The organism is Anaerobutyricum hallii, from assembly GCF_900209925.1.
Classification (GTDB): Bacteria; Bacillota; Clostridia; order Lachnospirales; family Lachnospiraceae; genus Anaerobutyricum; species Anaerobutyricum soehngenii.
The window spans coordinates 2,479,435-2,500,784 of sequence record NZ_LT907978.1 but is presented as its reverse complement, the minus strand read 5'-3'; the positions used below and the strand labels follow the sequence as shown (position 1 = coordinate 2,500,784).

Genomic DNA, 21,350 nt, shown 5'->3' with positions numbered 1-21,350 from the left:
ATTCTAGCAAATAAGGTGAAAAATGTCAAGGTAAGAAGTTTGTAAGGACTTTTAGAGTAGTTTTATGGTAAAATGTAACCATTCAATGTTATGCAGAATTTTAATAAAAACATAAAGGAAGGGCAAATGTATGGAAAAGAATGCTAGTATTCTCGTAGTAGATGATGATAAAGAGATTGCGGATCTCGTGGAGATTTATCTGGTGAATGATGGATATCAGGTATTAAAGGCATCAGATGGGGAACAGTGTTTAGAAACACTGAAGCAGCATCCGGAGGTTCGTATGCTTATTCTTGATATTATGATGCCGGGAATTGACGGATTAGAAGTGTGTCGTGAGATTAGAAAGACCAGTAATATCCCGATTCTTATTTTATCAGCTAAGGCGGAAGATATGGATAAGATTGTTGGCTTTGGTACGGGCGCAGATGATTACCTTACGAAGCCATTTCATCCGTTAGAGCTTCTTGCAAGAGTAAAGTCGCAGATGAAGCGCTATACGACAATACAGTTAGGAGAAGAGCAGGAAGCGGCCGGGAAGGATGAGATCGAGATTCAGGATCTTACGATCAACAAGGCAGCGCACGTAGTGAAAAAGAACGGAAAAGAAATTGCACTGACACCGATTGAATTCGATATTTTATATTTATTAGCATCGAACAGGGACAGAGTATTCAGTACGGATGAGATTTTTGAAAAGGTATGGAACGAGAAAGTTTATGAAGTGAATAATACGGTAATGGTTCATATACGAAGATTACGTGAGAAGATTGAAGATAATTCCAGAAGTCCGAAGATTTTAAAAACAGTATGGGGGGTAGGCTACAAAATTGAAGGTTAAGCGATTTAAAAGCTTTCGTTTTAAGATGATTATGTACATGTTTTTAAGTCTTCTTGCAACAATTGCAACGGAAGGCCTCATATTCATGGGAATCTATTTGTATGAGACGGAGATCATAGCTGGCGAATATAAGAAAGTGTGGGGAGCATCCGGGCAGGGAAAGATGAGTTTAGGAACATTTACGATGTCACAGTCTGTGGCGCTTGATGCCTGGGTGATCGTAATATTTACCATATTGCTTCTGGTTATTTATTTTATTTTGATATCGAATAAGTTCGTTATGTATGTCAGGGAGATCATCAGTGGCGTAGAGCGGATGAAGTCGGGAGATCTGATGGAAGAGATTCCTGTGCAGGGAGAGGATGAGTTCTCAGAAATCGCTGCTTCGATTAATGAGATGCGACAGAACCTGTATGAAACGATGGAATCCCAGAAAGCAGTAGAGAAGACGAAAGATGAACTGATTACCAATGTAGCACATGATCTTAGGACACCGCTTACATCGATACTTGGTTATCTTGATCTCCTTACACAAGGAGACTTTCTTACGGAAGAACAAAAGCAGAAGTATCTTGGAATCGTATCATCGAAAGCAAAGCAGTTAGAGACACTTGTAAAAGATTTATTTGATTATACAAGATACGATAAAAACAAAGTAAAGATAAAGAAAGAGATTCTTGATCTGAATCTCTTTGTTCCGCAGTTAGTAGATGAATTTTATCCAAGCTTTATGGACCATAAGTTAGAGTGCCGCACAGACTTTTATGAAGGGGCACTCAATATTGAGGGAAACGGCGAGCTTCTTGCAAGAGCGATCGGTAATCTGATTTCAAATGCAATTAAGTATGGAGTAGATGGAAAGCTTGTAGAAGTGCATACCGGGCTAAAAGATAAGATGGCATTTGTAGCGATCGTTAATTACGGAAAGATTATTCCGGCAGAAGATCTGGATAAGATTTTTGATAAGTTTTACAGAGTAGAGAATTCAAGATCCTTAAAAACAGGCGGAACCGGGCTTGGACTTGCGATAGCCAAAAATATTGTGAATCTTCATGAGGGAGAAATATGGGCAACAAGTGATGAATCCGGAACCAGATTTCAGATTGAGCTTCCGGTCGTGCAGGCGCATGTACCAAAAGCCGGAAAATAACAGAAAAGATACGAGGAATGAAGTATGATTAATGATTTATTCCGTACTTACAAAAAAATTATAATATTACTTCTTTTACTTCTGTGTTCCGTTGTTTTCTGGTTTTACGGATGTCGGCATCAGCAGCGGGGACAAAAGATAGTCGTAGAATGGGATAAGAAGACATTAGAAGGTACGAATGGATATTGTTACAAGTTTAAGACAGAGAACTGTACCGGAAGTGTTGTTTTTGGTGTGGCGGGATATGTTGCCAGAGATAAGGAAATGCCAGTCACATTAAAGATTCGTTCTACAGATAAGAGCTTTGCCGGCGTAATGAAAGTTACACTTCCGGGAGAGAACGGAAAAGGAATTGCCTATCAATCGGCGATCAGGTGCCAGCGCTCAGAAGAACAGACCATTACGTTGAATGTTCCGCAGCTTGGGAATCCATCGGTGATCTGTTTTGAAATCAAGGATTCCTTTGGGGTAACACAGTTGTCAGAGAATGTTTCTTTTTCTGATAAGAAGAATAAAGAAGAGGAAAGTAGCGGGCAGAGCGAAAGCCTGATCGGTGTGTTGAGTAGCCAGTCGAGACAGTTATCTTATTTAAACAGTATAGAAGTTGGAGAAGAGAGCGAAGAAGACATCAGGATGATTACCTTTTCAAGAAAAAGCTTTCCACAAAGTGTAGAAGCTTTTCAAGGGCTGGATGGAATCATCATTGATTCGTTTGATACCGGACAGTTATCTAAGGAACAGAAGCGCGCCCTTAGAAAGTGGGTTAAAAAGTCAGGAGGGAAGCTGCTCCTTACGGGAGGAAGCCAGCAGGAAGGCTCTAAAGATTCATTAGAAGGAATCGGAAAGAATTTTGGTATCGTACAGGAAGGAGTCGAAGTTTCTACTCTGCCTGATCTGGAAGGAGAAGAGAGTGGGCAGGAGCTTTCGATTCTTATGAGTACGTTGGAGTTTTCAAAAAAATACACCTGGAATTCCTATAAAAATCTTAATCCAGCGATTGCATATACAGCAGTGGTTGGGGCAGGAAGGGTATCGGTACTTCGTTTCAGTCTTAGTAACACTTCTTATTTGCAGTGGAGTGGAAGAGATAAGATGACTTCTACTGTAATGACACATTTTCTGGAAAAAGATAACGAAATGGAAAGCAGTGATACGAGTCTTTGGTATGTAAAGAAATCTTTGTATGCCTTTATGAAGTCACAGTTACCGAATACATTTTATTATGGCGTTTTCTTTATTTGTTATATTTTAATGCTTGTAATGATTGCCTATTATTATCTCAGAAAGATTAAAAAGAGAGAGTACATCTGGATTGTCGTTCCTGTTCTGGCAATATGCTTTACAGCAGGTATGCTTGTGCGCTCAAGAGGAATGACTGGGAACAATGACAGTGCTTTTTCTGCGTTAAGAGTAAGGGATAGTGAAAAGCAACAGGAAACCATTTACTTTCTTTATCAGACAAACGAGGGAGAAGAAGCAAGTGTGAATCTGCTTCCATCCGTTACTTCTGTAGTTCCGGTAGATTATAATTATCGGACGATTATTGGAAAGAATGTAAAAACTTCTGGCGAGGACGTTACGATAAACAATACAAAGAAAGGATTTGATATTGCTTTTGAAGAAAGTGTGCCGGGAAGTTCAAGAGTTTTAAAATTATCAGGAGATGTCGGTGAACATTCAGAAAAAGAAGTGTTTCGTCAGAATCTGACCGGAACATATACTGCATTTTCCGGAGATATTACAAATATTTCTGCAAATAATTTTTCCAGAGTTATTTTAATGCGGGACAATCAATATGTGATTCTTAAGAATATAAAGGCAGGGCAGCAGGTTTCTGTTTCTGAAAGTATGGTGAAGTGCTGGAATCGTTATGATGAAGAAAATACAGTTTTTGGAACAGATAATGAAAATACGGTAACAGGGAATCTGATGGAATATATTCAGCAGACCTATATGAATACAGAAAAGTCACAAAATGAACTGCTCATTGTTGGTATTACAAATGAAAATGATTTCAAGCTTTTTTCAGATAAAAATGTCTTGAAAAATCATGTCACAATGCTAGTTAACCACTTTCCTATAAAGGAGAAGAATAGCGGTGAGAAGATTTTGAATATTAATATATCCTGTCTGGAACAAAAAGAAGAAGGTCTGGCGATTGAAGAAGATACATTAGATGAAAAAAAGACAGAAGCGACGTATATCTTTGACCGAAAAGAGGAGATACAGGCGCTTGTGAGAAACAAGGATAATTTCACCGGCAAGATTTATGCCTATAATTACCGTACAAAAAAGAAAGACAGGATTTTTACATCTGCAGGTGATTGCCTGTATGAGGAGGCTCTCGAATCGTATTTATCAGATTCCGGTGAAATGATGATTACGTATCAGTTAAAAGAAAGCAATGAGTATACGACTGCACCGGTGATTTCGTTAATTTATAAAGAATAACAGGGGGAGAAGAATGCTGGATTTTCAAAATATTTCTATTTACAGAAAAGGGGAAAAAGTATTAGATCATTTCAATCTCAAAGCCCCGGATGGAGTGATACTGGCATTGCTTGGAGAGGATAAAGAAGCGAAATCCATGCTTCTAAAGGTAGCTTCCGGTGGAGAAAAGCCGGAAGAAGGACAGATTTATATGGATGGCATCTCTATTTATGAAGAAGGCAGGAATGCTTATTGTAATTTTGGATATATGTCAAAAGAATATGGCTTTTATAATCTTCTGAAGGTGGAAGAGTACTATGAGTTATTTTTATCTTTGTATAAAGTAGGAGGACGTTACCGGAGCAGGCGGATTGAAGAAGTTCTTGAGATGCTTGAGATGACCCAGTATAAACAAACATTTATCGGAGAACTTCCAATAGATATCTTTCCATTTTTATATCTGGGAAAGGCAATCTTGCAGGAACCGGAATGGCTCTTAATGGATGACCCTTTTGACAATATGAGTGTTACAGCAAGAAAAAAGATGATAGGAATTTTGCTGAGTCTGCATGAAAAAGGAACATCCATGATAATCAACACATCCATGTATCCCGAAATGATGGGTTTTATTACAGATGTTGTTGTAATAGAAGAAGGAAAGAACCTGACCTTTGGACCGGTGGAAGAAGTATACGCAGAAGCATTATGTAAAAGTCCAGTGCGGATGCATATTTTAGCCCAGATGGAAAAAGCACTGGAAGTATTAAAAGAAAATCATCTGGTTGACAGGGTGACGGTTGACGGAGATGATGTCATTTTCCGGTTTAACGGCGGAGAGAAAGAAGAAGCAGAGCTTCTGACTGATTTAGTTGCATCCGGTGCATTAATTCACAATTACATGCGGGATCTGGCTAATATAGAAGAAATTTTCCGGAGGTAAGAGCTTATGCTAAATCCCTTTTTAAAAGTAGAATGGTTAAAAGAAGGAAGAAATGTCCGTCTTCCGATGATCATTATTTTTTATAATGCAATTCTTGCATTTATCACAATTTTATTTATGTTTTTTAATGCAGAATCTTTACAGGAAGGCTATTCCTATAATACCTCTTCTTATCTGTATCAGTTTTTGATCATAAGCACTTTTCAGATTGGTATGATTTTTGTTTTGATGCCGTTTTCTGTGTGGGGATTCTATGCGACAGACAGAGAAAAGCATATGTTAGAGGAATTCGCTATGATACCAGGTTCTTCCAAACAATTTGTAATCGCAAGAGTTTCTGTAATTATTGCCATATATATGATGCTCTTTGTATCAAGCCTTCCGATTATTTCTCTGTCCTGCATCTACAGTGGCTTACCATGGCGAAAAATCCTACGCCTTGGAATCATGATGCTGATCTGCACTTTTTGGAGTGCATCAATCTCTGTTTTTTCATTCAGTTACTGCAAAAAAGGAATCTGGGCATTTGCACAGAATACAGCAATCGAAGCAATGTTTGTTTTAGGAACAGTTTTAGCAACGGAAATAATACGGTCATTTTCGATTTCAGTAACAGGAGCAGAAAGTCTTGCACCGATCGCTATTAATTTATGTATGCTTTTTAGTTTGCTGAATCCTCTGGCAGCATATATGGGATATTATGGAAACATTACAGGAGACAGCGGACTGATGAATCTTTACTGTGGAAGAATCGGAATAGACAGTTCTACACAGACATTTTCTTTTTTATTTTATAAGGCAGCAAGTATCGTGTGTATTCTTATGGGAATTGCCTTCATTGCTCTGGCAGTATGGCAGATGGAAAAGCAGGCAAAAGAATAAAAGGCGTAAAAATAAAAACATACAGAATAAAAAATAAATGATAAAAAGGAATAAAAACAGGCAGAAATTGTTCGAAAATTTTGTTGAAAAAATAAAAAAGAATAAATAAGAATGAAAACCTGCAAATTATGCGTATACAAAAAGTTTGGATTATGCTATAATTGTGACGTTTATTTGATTGCGAAACACACTTGTGTGCGGCTGACGCACACTGCATACAGGAGGTAAAAATGGATTTGATTTATAAAAGTACGAGAAATAATCAGGAAACAGCAACCGCTTCCGAGGCTATTTTAAAAGGACTTGCCGGAGAAGGCGGTCTGTTTGTTCCTTCATATATTCCAAAGCTGGATAAGTCATTAAAAGAACTTTCTGCAATGAGTTACCAGGAAGTAGCTTATGAAGTTATGAAGCTTTTCATGACAGATTTTACAGAAGAAGAATTAAAACACTGTATTAACAGTGCTTACGATAAAAAGTTTGACACAGAAAGTATTGCAGAATTAGTAAAGAAAGAGGATGCCTACTATCTTGAACTTTTCCATGGTGCAACAATCGCATTTAAAGATATGGCACTTTCCATCCTTCCATATTTAATGACAACAAGTGCAAAGAAAAACCACGTAAAGAACGAGATCGTTATTCTTACAGCAACATCCGGCGATACAGGAAAGGCAGCTTTAGCAGGCTTTGCTGATGTACCTGGAACAAAGATCATCGTATTCTATCCAAAACATGGTGTAAGCCCGATCCAGGAAAAACAGATGGTAACACAGCGTGGAGATAATACATACGTTATCGGAATCGAAGGTAACTTTGATGATGCACAGACAGGCGTAAAGAAGATGTTCTCTGATGCAGCCCTTGCACAGGAAATGAACGAAGCAGGATATCAGTTCTCTTCCGCAAACTCTATCAATATTGGCCGTCTTGTTCCACAGGTTGTATACTATGTTTACAGCTACGCAGCATTATTGGCACGTGGAGAGATTTCCGAAGGAGAACAGATCAACGTTGTTGTTCCAACAGGAAACTTTGGAAACATCCTCGCAGCATCCTATGCAAAAGAGATGGGTATCCCGATTGCGAAGTTAATCTGCGCATCCAACGAGAACAAAGTACTTTTTGATTTCTTTACCACAGGATGCTATGACAGAAACAGAGACTTCATCCTCACATCTTCTCCATCCATGGACATCTTAATCTCTAGCAACTTAGAACGTCTCATTTACCAGACAGCAGGAAGAGATGCCGAGAAGAACAGAGAATTCATGAAAGAACTCAACACAGACGGTGTTTATACGATCACCGAAGAAATGAAAGAACAGATGAAAGACTTCTACGGAAACTACGCAACAGAAGAAGAAACAGCACAGACGATTAAAGAAGTTTACGATAAGACAGGTTACATCATCGACACACATACCGCTGTAGCAGCCGCTGTTTATAAAAAGTATGAAAAAGAAACAGACGACAAGACAAAGACAGTGATTGCATCTACAGCAAGTCCATATAAATTTACAAGAAGCGTTATGAATGCAATCGATCCTTCTTATGACAGTAAGACAGATTTCGAACTCATTGACGAATTAGAAAAACTGTCAGGAGTAAAGGTACCACAGGCAATCGAAGATATCCGAAGCGCCGCAGTACTGCATGATACAGTATGCGAAACAGCAGACATGTGTAAAGAAGTAAAGAAGATCTTAAAGATAAAATAATTTGCTGGGGACACAGACGCCGCTATAGTAGAAGATATTGAGCTGAATTGTATTCAGTCTTCTAAAGAAAAAAGAATTGTTATAAGTTAGATTTTGTTCCGTTGCGCTAAACATTCCATTCTGCCCAGAAAAACAGGAACTTGGGAAAAACGAGTCCCAAGTTCCTATGGTCAGAATTCCATAGCGCAAAGTCACAAAATGCAATACTTATAACAATTCTTTTTTCTTTGCCATAGTTTTCTTACAATTCAGCATAAAATTTTGTTTCATCGGCTGTTTGTTTTTGATAACGAATACCAAATTATTTTATTTGCATGTTTTTGAGCAATCCGACAAAATGTATATATAGCGGCGTTTATCACTCATCTGGCAACTTAGTAATTTAGTAAGTACATTTTTTTAAAGAAGGGACAGATAAAGTATTATTATGAAAAGTTAAGAAATCTTTAGAGTGAACTAAGTTGAATATATGTTACTATTTGTTTGTATTACAGCATGGATTGAAGTGGAAGAAACAAAGCAGTTTTAGATTTACGGATACAAACAAAAGGAGTATATAGTGATGAAGAAATATAAAAGATTCGTATTTTTATTTCTTATGATAGGTCTGCTGGTACTGGTAATTGTTAGCGTGGCGGTTATATACAAGCATAATTCGGATATTAATAAAAAGGAAAAGGCAGTAATATCTAATGAAATAGAGCGGCTTTTAAAGGACAGAGCAAGTATTATGATTTCTGATGAACAAATAGTGAGTGAAAGTCCATTTATATCGAAAAAAGAGAATCTTAAAGAAAAAGAACTGCGGGAACAAATCGCACAGTTTAGAGATGAATTGAAAAAATCAGGGGAAACATATTCAGCAATAAAAACTGCGGTAAATCTCATAAGTTCTAAAAAAATATCTGATTCAATAATCAGTACAAAAATCAAAGAAGAAACATATTTAACAATATCAAACACAGATACCGCGACAGGATATGATGCAGAACATGAAATTATTTTAAAGAAACACAAAGATACTTGGAAAATTGTTGAGGATAAACAGCTAGAACCCATTGGCTTATTACCATTAAATGAAGCAAAGAAGTACATAGAAAAGTAATACAAACTATAGATTACAACCACAAACTTCCGCATCTATTTTGTCATAAAAAGGGCATTGCAGAAGTCAGAAAAGATTTGAAAACTACAAGGCGATGAACTACGGGAAAGAAGGGTTTCTTTCAATATTACTTTTTATGACTTTTGTGCTGTGGAATTTTGACTATAGAAACTTCGCATTCATTTCTGCGAAGTTTCTGTACTATTGGGCAAAATGGAACGTTTAGCACAACAGAATAAAAAGTAATATTGGAAGAAATTCTTCTTTATCAAGATCTAAAATTGTAGTTTTCAGATCTTTTCGTCCATTTCCCCTCACTTTTTGTTGACAACCTCTTTTTTTTGGGGTATTATGTTGATAACATGAGATTATAATAGGTTGAGTGTCGCCACTGGTAATGGAGGTGAGCTATGTTATTAGTTACTACAGAACAGATTGCAGGAAGGAATGTTGAGCCGTTGGGTATTGTGGAAGGTTCTTCGATCCAGACTGTTCATGCAGGGAAGGATATCATGAACAGTTTAAAGACTTTAGTAGGTGGAGAACTGACTTCGTATACGGAGATGATGGAGAAAGCCAGAAAGCTTGCAACAGATAAGATGGTGAAGAATGCACAGCAGATGGGAGCAGATGCAGTAATCTGTGTTCGCTATTCATCCAGTGAAGTGATGCAGGGGGCTGCTGAAGTGTTAGTATATGGTACAGCAGTTAGATTGGTATAGTAAAGTTGGGAGAACAGAATGGAAGATACAAGATTAGTTTTTTCGAATATTATGGAGAAGCTTCTTAAGCAGGCACAGAAGAATAAGAATGTGTTAGAATATAAGGAAGTTAATGATGCGTTTAAGAACATCGAATTAACTCCTGAGAAGTTTGAGTGGATTCTTGATTATTTTGAAAAACAGGGTGTTGATGTTTTAAATACCAACGAAGATGAAGATAACGATGATAATTTTATAGACGATGATGCAGAGGAAGTAGAGATTATTGACGATGCGGATATTCTTGAAGGTGTAAGCTTAGAGGATCCGGTTCGTATGTATTTAAAAGAGATTGGTAATATTCCTTTGCTTACTGCAGAAGAAGAAGTTTTTCTGGCGCAGCGTATTGAGAAAGGTGATGAGCAGGCGAGAAAGCAGCTGATCGAGGCGAACCTTCGACTGGTTGTCAGCATTGCTAAGAAGTATGTAGGAAGAGGAATGTCTTTCCTTGACCTGATTCAGGAAGGGAATATGGGTCTGATGAAGGCCGTTGAGAAGTTTGATTATAAGAAGGGGAATAAGTTCAGTACATATTCTACCTGGTGGATTCGTCAGGCGATCACAAGAGGTATCGCTGATACAGCGAAGACGATTCGTGTACCGGTACATATGGTAGAGACAATTAATAAAACTCTTCGTACTTCAAGAATGTTACTTCAGGAGCTCGGAAGAGAACCTACGAATGAAGAGATTGCTAAGAAGATGAATATGCCGGTTGCCAAGATTGATGAGATTTTAAAGACATCAAGAGATCCGGTATCCTTAGACACACCGATTGGTGAAGAAGAGGACAGCCAGTTAGGTGACTTCATTGAAGATGAGTCTCTCCTTTCGCCAGTTGATTCCGCATCCTTCTCCATGTTGAAGGAAGAGCTTGAAGAAGCGATGGCTTCTCTTACAGAAAGAGAACGTAATGTAATCAAGCTTCGTTTTGGTCTTGATGATGGCAAGACAAGAACTCTTGAGGAAGTTGGTAAGGAATTTAACGTAACAAGAGAGCGTATCAGACAGATTGAGGCGAAGGCGCTCCGTAAGCTTCGTCATCCAAGCAGAAGCAGAAAGCTTAAGGATTTCCTTGAGTAAGCTTTTTATGAAGATGTTGTCACAATTTTTGTGATATACACATTTTTCGTATACTGTTTGTTGCCAAAAGATAAATAATTGATTACAATAATGGGAAGACTAAGGTACTTAGGATTCCCATTTTGTATTTTTGGAGGTTTTTATGAAAGACGGCTTTTTAAAAGTCGGAGTGGCATCTGTCGATGTGGAAGTTGCCAATCCGATTCACAATAAAGAAAAGATAATGGAAGTAATGAAAAAGGCAGATAAGAATGGAGTGAAGCTTTTAGTTTTTCCGGAACTTGTGCTTACTGCATATACATGTAATGATCTGTTTTTACAGAAGACATTACTAGATGAAGCAAAGAAACAGCTTTTTGTTATTTTAGAGAAAACAAAGGGGCAGGATATGGTTACTGTTCTAGGTCTTCCGTTAACAGTGAATCACAAGCTTTATAATTGTGCGGTATTTGTGCAGGGAGGGAAGATCTTAGGGGTAGTACCGAAGCATTATCTGCCGAATTATTCGGAGTTTTATGAGGCAAGACACTTTGCTCCGGGAGAAGAAGAGATAAAGATGATTCGTCTTGGTGGAAAGGATGTACCTTTTGGGATGAATCTTTTATTTTGCTGTGAGAATATGGAGGAATTAGTGATCGGCTGTGAAATCTGTGAAGATTTATGGTCTCCTCTGCCGCCATCTACACATCATGCATTAGCTGGTGCAACGGTAATCTGTAATCCGTCAGCCAGTGATGAGACAACGACAAAGGATACGTACCGTCGTAATCTTGTCTCACAGCAGTCTGCGCGGCTTGTCTGTGCCTACCTTTATTCTTGTGCCGGCGAAGGAGAATCTACACAGGATTTAGTATACAGCGGGCATAACATGATTGCAGAGTATGGCGCTATTTTAAAAGAATCAAGAAGATTCCAGAACAGTTATATTGAGACAGAAATCGATCTGCAAAGATTAGAGGCAGATAGAAGAAGGATGACTACCTTTGTGACTGAGGGCGCAGATAAGAAGTATGAGAGAGTGTATTTTAGATTAAAAGAAGAAAGAACCCAGATTAGCCGGACGTTTGAACGCACACCATTTATTCCTTCAAATAAAGCAGACAGAGAAAGACGATGTGATGAGATTCTTACGATTCAGGCAATGGGACTGAAAAAGCGCCTTGCGCATACACATTGCCAGTCTGCGGTTGTCGGAATCAGCGGAGGTCTCGATTCAACACTTGCGGTATTAGTGACAGCGAGGGCATTTGATATGCTGAATATTCCAAGAGAGAACATTGTCTGCGTGACGATGCCTTGTTTCGGGACAACAGACAGAACCTATTCGAATGCGGTAACGCTCACAAAGAAGCTTGGAGCAAGTTTAAGAGAAATACGTATTAATAAAGCAGTAGAACAGCATTTTTCAGATATCGGCCATAATCCGGAGAATCACGATGTGACCTATGAGAATTCACAGGCACGTGAAAGAACCCAGATTCTGATGGATATCGCAAATCAGACGAACGGAATGGTAATTGGAACCGGAGATATGTCCGAGCTTGCACTTGGCTGGGCGACCTATAATGGGGATCATATGTCCATGTATGCAGTGAATTCTTCTGTACCAAAGACTCTCGTAAGACATCTGGTACGGTATTACGCAGATACAAGCAAGGAGCAGGAGCTAAAAGAAGTACTTCTTGATATTTTAGATACTCCAGTAAGTCCGGAACTGCTGCCACCGGTAGATGGTGTGATCTCACAGAAAACAGAAGATTTGGTAGGACCTTACGAACTACATGATTTCTTCTTATATTATATGCTTCGTTTTGGCTTCCATCCGGAAAAGATTTTCCGTCTGACCCGCCAGGCATTTGGAGAAGAATATGATGTGGCCACCTGTTATAAATGGCTTCGTACATTCTGCTGGCGTTTCTTTGCACAGCATTTTAAGAGATCCTGCCTCCCGGATGGCCCAAAGGTTGGTTCGATTGCGGTTTCACCGAGAGGAGATTTGCGAATGCCGAGTGATGCAAGTTCAGCAGTCTGGATGAGCGAATTGGACGAGTTAAAGGATAAGCTGGGGCTGTAAAGTTTTTTCACTTTAAAATGCTGCTTTGTCAGGATTTTGCTTTGGAAAGCGCATTTTTAATTGCTTGCTGGAGAATCAGTCCCGTATATTTGTTTTCTGAATTTAATTTCAGATCATCGATTGAAGAAATATTTTCAAGCTGTGCATTGATTTCTTCAAGTGATGGCTCAAGGAGCGGGTACATGGCACTGACACTGTCCGACAGATGATTTAAACTGACGGAGGTAATGTGATCGGCATCGACCGAAACGGCAACATCTAATGTATTATCACCAAGTGCGATGGTAGAAGTATAGACTCCGGGTGTGTAAACACCTGCACTTGTTTTTGTACTTTTTTCTTCCGGAGCAAACATAAAGATCAAAAGAAGGATCAGTATGATACCCAGGCAGACAAACAATGCAGTATAGATAAGTTCTTTTGCTTTTACAACAACAATTTTAGTTTTTGCACTCAAAAAAAACAGTCCTTCCGATTACTATTTATTAAAGTGTATTCTGAAAATAAAAATATATGCTACATCTTGAAAATGTACTCTCGGAGTCTTCTCACAAAATCAAGCACAAAAAGATTCCGGGAGTATACTAGAGCTTGTTTGAAAAATCATTCCAGCAACCTGCACGCCTCAATTTACGGTATATTTTGCCTTCATTCAGTTGACGTAGCCCGCTACGCCGCCCTCATTCAGGTGAAATCTCCCGCAAATTGCAACGCACATCTTGCAGAAAGTATTTTTCAAACAAGCTCTAGAGCGGAAAGGAGGAAAAAGATGCTTGAAGGACAGACATTTCCAGAAGTATTTCCAGATTATACGGTTCCTGAGAATTTAAAATATATTTTGTCCAATGCAGTTGTTTCTAAAGTAGTAATGAAGCAGCAGAAAAGGCAGTTAGTGATTCATTTAAAGAGTGAACATATTATCCAGAGAAAAGTTTTAAATAAAGTTGCTTACGATCTCAAAAAGGAGCTGTTTGGAAAGACCTCTGTTTTTATTTCATTTGATGATACGTATGAGTTATCCGCAGCGTATACACTAGAAAGTATTACAAATGATTACTGGGGCAGTATTCTTCATGAAGTAAAGAACATGGGACGTGTGGAATACAGTCTTCTTGCAAACGGAGAATGGGGATTTGAAGGGAATATTATGACGATTCTCTTAGAAGATTCCTTTCTTGCAAGAGATAAGTCGCGGGTTTTAAAAGAATATATGGAACATCTTTTTTCTCATCGTTTTGGCAAAGAGATTCAGGTTGGGTTCGACTTTACCGATGATGCGAAACAGGCTTTTTATAAGGCGAGAAATCATAAGCTGAATCTGGAAGTGGATATGGTTATGAGCCAGATTAAAAAGGTGGAAAGTGAGAAGAAAGAGAACGGAGCGGAAGAAGGGGAAACGCCAAAAGAAGAAAAGAAGCATCATAATTATTCCGGTAATTTCTTTGAAGAGCGGGCAAGAAGGCAGGAATTTAGCCAGAGAAGACGGTCTAAAGATCCGGATGTTATTTATGGGAAGGATTGTGATGGGGAAGTTGTTCCTTTGGAGGAAATCGTGGACGAGATCGGACAGGTTGTCGTGCGTGGAAAGATTCTGAAGATGGAACTGAGGGAAATCCGAAGAGAGCGCACGATCGTCAGCTTTCATATTACGGACTTTACAGACACGATCGTTGGAAAGATATTTATTGCCAACAACCAGCTCCCGGAATTTTTAGATTTATTTGAAAAAGGAAAGTTTTATAAAGTAAAGGGAATGCCTCGTATGGATACCTTTGAGCACGATCTGACCCTTTCTTCTATTTCCGGTATTAAGCCGATTCCTGACTTTACAGAAAAAAGAATGGATAAAAGTCTTGAGAAACGTGTGGAACTGCATCTTCATACCGTAATGAGCGATTTAGACAGTGTAGTTGACATTAAAAAAGTAATCAACCAGGCAAAAGAATGGGGACATCCGGCGATGGCGATTACCGACCATGGCGTATTGCAGGCATTCCCGATCGCAAATCACTGTATCACGATGGACGAACCATTTAAGATTATTTACGGAGTAGAGGGATATTTTGTAAATGATTTGAAAAAGCTTGTTACGAACGATAAAGGACAGACGCTTTTCGATGACTATGTAGTATTTGATTTGGAGACTACCGGTTTTAGCCCGCTGCACGATGCGATTATCGAAATTGGTGCGGTGAAGGTAAGTAATGGGGAAATAGCAGACCATTACAGTGTGTTTGTCAATCCACAGCGGCCGATTCCTCTGCGGATTACCGAACTGACAAGTATTGATGATGCGATGGTTGCAGATGCAGGAACGATTGAAGAGATTCTGCCGGAATTTCTGGAATTTTGCGAAGGCTGCAGCCTGGTTGCACATAATGCAGAGTTTGATGTCAGCTTTATTGAAGAGAATGCAAAGCGGCAGGGATTTACGACCGATTTTACGGTGCTTGATACGGTACAGATGGCAAGACTGCTGCTTACGGATCTGAATAAGTTTAAGTTAAATACAGTATGTAAGCGTTTAAACATTAAGCAGGAACATCATCACAGAGCAGTGGATGATGCAAGGGTAACGGCAGAAGTCTTTCTTCGTTTTGTGGAAATGCTTGAAGAAAAGGATGTGCATACGCTTGCAAAGTTAAATGATATGGGAGCGATGTCCCCGGATCTGATTCGGAAAGCACCGGCATATCATGGAATTATCCTTGTAAAGAATGATATCGGCCGCGTCAATTTGAATCGTTTGGTATCGGCCTCGCATCTTGATTATTTTAACCGTCGTCCGAAAATGCCGGAAAGTCTCATTCAAAAGTACAGAGAAGGACTGATCTTAGGTTCTGCCTGCGAAGCCGGAGAGTTATTTCAGGCGATTATTCGGGGAAAGAGCGAAGAAGAATTAGCAGAACTGGTCCGTTTCTATGATTATCTTGAGATTCAGCCGATCGGCAACAACATGTTTATGCTTGAGAGTGATAAGTATGATGCAAAAACAGTAGAAGATCTGCAAAATTATAACCGGAAGATCGTGGAACTTGGCGAGCGTTATCACAAGCCGGTTGTTGCGACCTGTGATGTACATTTCCTAAATCCAGAAGATGAGCAGTACCGCCGGATTCTTATGGCAGGAAAAGGTTTCTCCGATGCAGATAATCAGGCACCGCTGTATTTTAGAACGACAGAAGAAATGCTAGAAGAGTTTGCATATCTTGGGGAGGCAAAGGCGAAGGAAGTTGTTATTACGAATACGAATAAGATTGCCGATATGATCGAAAAGATATCGCCGGTACATCCGGATAAGTGTCCACCGGTCATTCCAAAGTCTGATGAGACATTAACAAATATTTGTTACGATAAGGCGCATGAAATCTATGGACCAGATCTTCCAGATATCGTAGAAGAACGACTCCAAAGAGAGTTGAATTCCATCATATCCAATGGATTTGCCGTAATGTATATCATCGCGCAGAAGCTTGTGTGGGATTCAAATGACCATGGATACCTGGTAGGTTCAAGAGGTTCGGTAGGTTCCTCTTTCGTAGCGACAATGGCAGGAATCACAGAAGTTAATCCTCTGTCTGCACATTACATTTGCCCGAAATGCCATTATGTAGACTTCGATTCAGATGCGGTAAAGCCATATGCAAAAAAAGGTATGTCCGGATGCGATATGCCTGACCGGGACTGTCCGGTCTGCGGGACACCTTTACAAAAAGAGGGGCATGATATCCCATTTGAGACCTTCCTTGGATTTAAGGGAAATAAAGAGCCGGATATCGACTTAAACTTCTCTGGAGAATATCAGTCAAAAGCGCATAAATATGTAGAAGTTATTTTTGGAGAAGGGAAAGCCTTTCGTGCCGGAACTATCGGTACACTTGCAGAAAAAACAGCCTACGGATATGTATACAAGTATTTTGAAGAAAGAGATATTCACAAAAGAAGATGTGAGATGGAGCGTTTAGCGGAAGGCTGTACGGGAGTAAAAAGAACAACCGGCCAGCATCCGGGAGGAATTATCGTAGTACCACATGAGTATGACATTTATGACTTTACGGCAATCCAGCATCCGGCAAATGATGTGAATACGGATATTATTACGACACATTTTGAGTACCATTCCATCGATCATAACTTATTAAAGCTTGATATTCTCGGCCATGATGATCCAACAATGATTCGAAGGTTAGAAGACTTAACAGGAATGGATGCGACAACGATTCCGCTCGATGATCCGGAAGTTATGTCGCTGTTCCACAGCACCGATATTCTTGGAATCACACCGGAAGATATCGGTGGAATCGAGATGGGTTCTCTTGGTGTACCGGAGTTTGGTACAGAATTCGTTATGCAGATGTTAAAAGATACGAATCCAAAGTGTTTCTCTGATCTGGTACGTATTTCCGGTCTGTCCCATGGTACGGACGTATGGCTTGGCAATGCACAGACATTAATTGAAGAGGGAAAAGCGGAGATTTCTACAGCAATCTGTTGTCGAGACGATATCATGACCTATCTTATCAACATGGGATTAGATAAAGAGCAGTCCTTTACCATTATGGAATCCGTCCGTAAAGGAAAGGGGTTAAAGCCGGAGTGGGAAGAAGAGATGACTTCTCATGGCGTGCCGGACTGGTATATCTGGTCTTGTAAAAAGATTAAATATATGTTCCCGAAAGCACATGCCGCTGCCTACGTTATGATGGGATGGCGTGTAGCGTGGTTTAAAGTACATAAGCCACTGGCATATTATGCCGCCTATTTTGGTATTCGTGCATCCGCATTTTCTTATGAGATCATGTGCAGAGGAAAGGAACGGTTAGATATAGCACTTTCAGAACTGCTGAAAACACCAAAAGATCAGCAGACGAAGAAAGACCAGGATACGATTCGTGATGGAAGAATCGCGCAGGAAATGTATGCGAGAGGCTTTACATTCATGCCGATTGACATTTATAAGGCAAAAGCAAGAGAATGTCAGATTATAGACGGTAAGATCATGCCGCCGCTTTCTAGTGTGGAAGGACTTGGCGACAAGGCATGTGAGCAGGTGGAGGAAGCGGCAAAGCATGGACCGTTTACTTCCCTTGAAAACTTTAGAAATCAGGCAAAAGTCAGCAAGACAAACGTAGATAAGATGGTGGAACTTGGTATCCTTACCGGATTACCGGAAACCGATCAGCTTACATTTGATTTCTTTATGACACAAGGTTCCGCATGATCTGAGTATAATCTAATCTGAGGCAAAAGCAATTATACAATGTTACTCTCGGAATCTAAATCAAGTGCAAGAAACACTCCGAGAGTACATTACAAAAAACAGGAGGGAAAAATGAGTTATATTAAAAATGCAGATATTCAGGGAAATGCATGGGTAGCACCCGGTGCATGTGTAGTGGGAAATGTTACATTAGGGGATGAAAGTTCAGTGTGGTACAATGCGGTAATACGTGGAGATATGGCACCGATCGTTGTTGGCTGTGGATCAAATGTACAGGATGGCACAGTTGTTCATGCAGATGCAGGCTTTCCATGCGAGATTGGCAACGGCACAACAATCGGCCATAATGCGATCATTCATGGCTGTACGATCGGTCATAATACAGTGATCGGAATGGGCGCGATTATTATGAACGGTGCGAAAATCGGTTCTGACTGTATCATTGGGGCAGGAAGTCTTGTCACACAGGGAACCGTTATTCCTGATGGAATGTTAGCTTTTGGTTCTCCGGCAAAGGTAGTCCGCCCACTGACCGATGAAGAGAAAAAAGAGAACCAGACAAACGGAATCAGCTATATGTTGATGAAAAATATACAAAAAGATTGAAAAAACTTGAAATGTGACTAAAGATTGATTTATAATAAGGCAGATATGGCCTTTGACGACTTCTTTCTGGTAAGAGCGTCAGAGCATATAAAAGTGTACTTTTGAATTCTTTCTTGCCTGGAAAGATACAGCAGGAGTACATAAAACTAGAAAGGAGAACATTTTTATTTATGGCGGATACTACAAATGCACAGAAATATAAAGGCTATGACTTAGACCGTAATTCGTCTCATCGACGAAGAAGAAATCAACCATGGTTCTGGAAAGTTTTAGGCATTAGCTTATTACTTACGATCATTATTCTTGCAGGTGTTGTTTTTGGTGTGCTGCATAAAACACATAAGAATGCAAAGCACATGGAAGAAATCAATGCAGCAAATAACATCGAGGCTTTATTAAAAGACCATAAGAACGTAACGATCACAACTTCCTATTCTCATCTGGCAGAAGGTTCAGATTACACAACAACTCGTCAGGTAAGAAAGGATAAGAAAGGCAACTACTTCTCTTACTTTAAGAAAGAAGGAACCGATGCAGATTATAAAGAAGTAATCGCAAATAAAGAATTATACCGTTATAACGATAAGTATGTACAGTATTATGGACTGATCGGAGATGACTACGAACAGGAATGTGTAAAGAGCATCGAAGACAGCGTTTTCCAGGGAGATACGAAAGACCAGCTGCAGAATGAGAAGGAACGTGATAATACCATCACCTTACGGCTTACAACAAAGGTACAGGCCAGTGATGAGTACGCAACAACGTACGGATTCTCTGTTGGCGATACGATTGAGAAGACGATTACCATGGATAAAAAGACACAGATCATCACTTCTGTAGAAGAAAAGTGTGGAGATGAAGTATTTTACGGATATAACGTAGAATTTGATGGACAGAAGAAAGTTCCGGTATTTTATCAGAAGCTTGAAAAAGAGAAGCGGGTATGTACCGTATACTCCGATTATAACGGAGAGAATAATCAGGAATACACATATAATATCCCTGTAGATGTATACTTTACTGTACTAGATCACGAAGGTTATAAAGTATATGAAGACGAAAATGGTAACAAGGAATTTACGGAGTATCAGATGCAGATACAGAATCCGGAAACCGATCTTTCATTATATGTAAAGACCGCATCATCTAAATAGAAAACAGACAGGATTATGAAGACAAGAAGATTATTTTATGAAGATGTATATATCCAGGAATTTGAGGCGATTGTTCTTTCCTGCGAAGAAAAAGATGGAAAATACCACGTCATTTTAAACGCAACCGCATTTTATCCGGAAGGCGGCGGACAGCCAGCCGATAAAGGAATGATTGACAACATTCCGGTAGCTGATGTGCAGTATATCGACGGGGAACTCTGCCATATCATGGAAAGCCCATTAGAAGAAGGCGCACAGGTCGTCGGAAAGATAGACTGGAACTGGCGCTTTGACCTGATGCAGCAACATTCCGGAGAACACATTGTCAGCGGAATGATCCATGAGAAATACGGCTATGAAAATGTCGGTTTCCATATGGGAGAAGAAATCATCACAATTGATCTTAGCGGAATGCTCACCTGGCAGCAGGTACAGGAAATAGAAAAGAAAGTAAACTATTACATCTGGATGAACCAGCAGGTGAATATTTTCTATCCGGACGAACGCCAGCGCAAGTTTATCCCGTATCGCAGTAAAAAAGAACTAACCGGAGAAATCCGTTTAGTCGAATTCCCGGGAGCGGACCTTTGTGCCTGCTGTGGCTTACATGTCACTCACGCCAGCCAGATCGGACTCGTTAAGATACTTTCCTGCAAAAAGTTCCGGGATGGTGTCCGCATGGAAATGCTTTCCGGCAAACGTGCTTTAGACTATCTGTCCGGCAGCACAGAGCAAAACAGCCAGATTGCGGTCAGCCTTTCCGTAAAGGAGAATGAAACAAAAGAAGCGGTACAGAGATTGCTTGATGAAGTCTATGATTTAAAAGGACAACTGGCACAGGAAAAACAAAAAAGCTTTGAGGCAAAAGCAGCTTCCTTTGCTGGGAAAGGCAATGTACTCCTCATCGAGGATACAATGGAAGCAGCAGAAGTCAGAAAGTGCACCGATTCCATTTTAAACACCTGCGGCGGCATAGCAGCCCTCTTTGCCGGCAACGACACAGACGGATATAAATATGCCATTGGAGAACGGAACGGGGACATTAAAGAACTCGTAAAAAAGGTGAACAAAGAATTAAACGGCCGCGGCGGCGGTAAACCATTCTTTGCACAAGGTTCCGTAAAGGCAGCCGGAAAACAAATAAAAGCACTATTTTGCGATTTCATTTCTGAATAGAAAAAAGAGAAAAAACAAAAAGAGAAAAAACGAAAACAAGAACTCTATCACATGATACATGTAAAGGTCGTCACAGCATTAGGAAATGCCGCATCCGTATTTTCAGCATTTTTACCTGCATTGATCTTACATGGATTATGTAATAGAGTTCTTGTTTTTTTGTATGTGAATAAATTCTAAAATTTTAAATAAATAGTGTAACC

The 21,350-nt window shown here is 39.6% G+C and carries 14 protein-coding genes and 2 pseudogenes; 14 read left to right on the top strand and 2 right to left on the bottom strand.

Annotated elements, in window-relative coordinates; genetic code table 11:
• Positions 1–130: 130 nt before the first annotated feature.
• From EHLA_RS11390 to EHLA_RS11345, 10 genes are all read left to right on the top strand, one after another.
• Complete coding sequence (locus EHLA_RS11390) at positions 131–841, top strand: response regulator transcription factor (RefSeq protein ID WP_021906420.1); 711 nt, start codon at positions 131–133, stop codon at positions 839–841.
• A gap of 85 nt (positions 842–926) precedes the next feature.
• On the top strand, positions 927–1,991 hold the full coding sequence (locus tag EHLA_RS11385; protein WP_162290863.1) for a sensor histidine kinase: 1,065 nt from the start codon (positions 927–929) through the stop codon (positions 1,989–1,991).
• Positions 1,992–2,015: 24 nt separating this feature from the next.
• Positions 2,016–4,442: a hypothetical protein gene (locus EHLA_RS11380; RefSeq protein WP_096240914.1), complete on the top strand. Its 2,427-nt coding sequence runs from the start codon at positions 2,016–2,018 to the stop codon at positions 4,440–4,442.
• Positions 4,443–4,455: 13 nt separating this feature from the next.
• Positions 4,456–5,361 carry an ATP-binding cassette domain-containing protein gene (locus EHLA_RS11375; RefSeq protein WP_096240913.1) on the top strand — a complete coding sequence of 302 codons (906 nt, stop codon included), beginning with the start codon at positions 4,456–4,458 and terminating at the stop codon, positions 5,359–5,361.
• A gap of 6 nt (positions 5,362–5,367) precedes the next feature.
• On the top strand, positions 5,368–6,243 hold the full coding sequence (locus EHLA_RS11370; protein ID WP_021906416.1) for a hypothetical protein: 876 nt from the start codon (positions 5,368–5,370) through the stop codon (positions 6,241–6,243).
• A 230-nt stretch (positions 6,244–6,473) separates the two neighbouring features.
• On the top strand, positions 6,474–7,964 hold the full coding sequence (thrC, locus tag EHLA_RS11365) for a threonine synthase (protein WP_096240912.1): 1,491 nt from the start codon (positions 6,474–6,476) through the stop codon (positions 7,962–7,964).
• Positions 7,965–8,526: 562 nt separating this feature from the next.
• Positions 8,527–9,069 (top strand): hypothetical protein, encoded by a 543-nt coding sequence (locus EHLA_RS11360; RefSeq protein ID WP_021906414.1) that lies wholly within the window; start codon positions 8,527–8,529, stop codon positions 9,067–9,069.
• 410 nt (positions 9,070–9,479) lie between these two features.
• Positions 9,480–9,791 (top strand): YbjQ family protein, encoded by a 312-nt coding sequence (locus EHLA_RS11355; RefSeq protein ID WP_021906413.1) that lies wholly within the window; start codon positions 9,480–9,482, stop codon positions 9,789–9,791.
• Between the two features lie 18 nt (positions 9,792–9,809).
• Positions 9,810–10,913 carry an RNA polymerase sigma factor RpoD gene (rpoD, locus tag EHLA_RS11350; RefSeq protein ID WP_021906412.1) on the top strand — a complete coding sequence of 368 codons (1,104 nt, stop codon included), beginning with the start codon at positions 9,810–9,812 and terminating at the stop codon, positions 10,911–10,913.
• 142 nt (positions 10,914–11,055) lie between these two features.
• A complete protein-coding gene (locus EHLA_RS11345) occupies positions 11,056–12,987 on the top strand; it encodes an NAD(+) synthase (protein ID WP_096240911.1) in 1,932 nt (643 codons plus the stop codon).
• Positions 12,988–13,015: 28 nt separating this feature from the next.
• Here the strand turns inward: EHLA_RS11345 and EHLA_RS11340 are convergent, their stop codons facing one another.
• Positions 13,016–13,444 (bottom strand): hypothetical protein, encoded by a 429-nt coding sequence (locus tag EHLA_RS11340; protein ID WP_021906410.1) that lies wholly within the window; start codon positions 13,442–13,444, stop codon positions 13,016–13,018.
• Positions 13,445–13,543: 99 nt separating this feature from the next.
• Positions 13,544–13,726, bottom strand: a pseudogene (locus EHLA_RS17040) (DUF6783 domain-containing protein).
• On the opposite strand from EHLA_RS17040, the pseudogene EHLA_RS11335 reads away from it, so the two are divergent.
• From EHLA_RS11335 to EHLA_RS11320, 4 genes and pseudogenes are all read left to right on the top strand, one after another.
• Positions 13,643–18,208, top strand: a pseudogene (locus tag EHLA_RS11335) (PolC-type DNA polymerase III); the annotation flags it as partial. The pseudogenes EHLA_RS17040 and EHLA_RS11335 overlap by 84 nt on opposite strands.
• A gap of 111 nt (positions 18,209–18,319) precedes the next feature.
• On the top strand, positions 18,320–18,814 hold the full coding sequence (locus EHLA_RS11330; RefSeq protein ID WP_096240909.1) for a gamma carbonic anhydrase family protein: 495 nt from the start codon (positions 18,320–18,322) through the stop codon (positions 18,812–18,814).
• Between the two features lie 170 nt (positions 18,815–18,984).
• Complete coding sequence (locus EHLA_RS11325) at positions 18,985–19,971, top strand: hypothetical protein (RefSeq protein ID WP_096240908.1); 987 nt, start codon at positions 18,985–18,987, stop codon at positions 19,969–19,971.
• A 15-nt stretch (positions 19,972–19,986) separates the two neighbouring features.
• Entirely contained in the window at positions 19,987–21,147 is a 1,161-nt protein-coding gene (locus tag EHLA_RS11320; RefSeq protein WP_096240907.1) for an alanyl-tRNA editing protein, read from the top strand.
• Positions 21,148–21,350 lie beyond the last annotated feature (203 nt).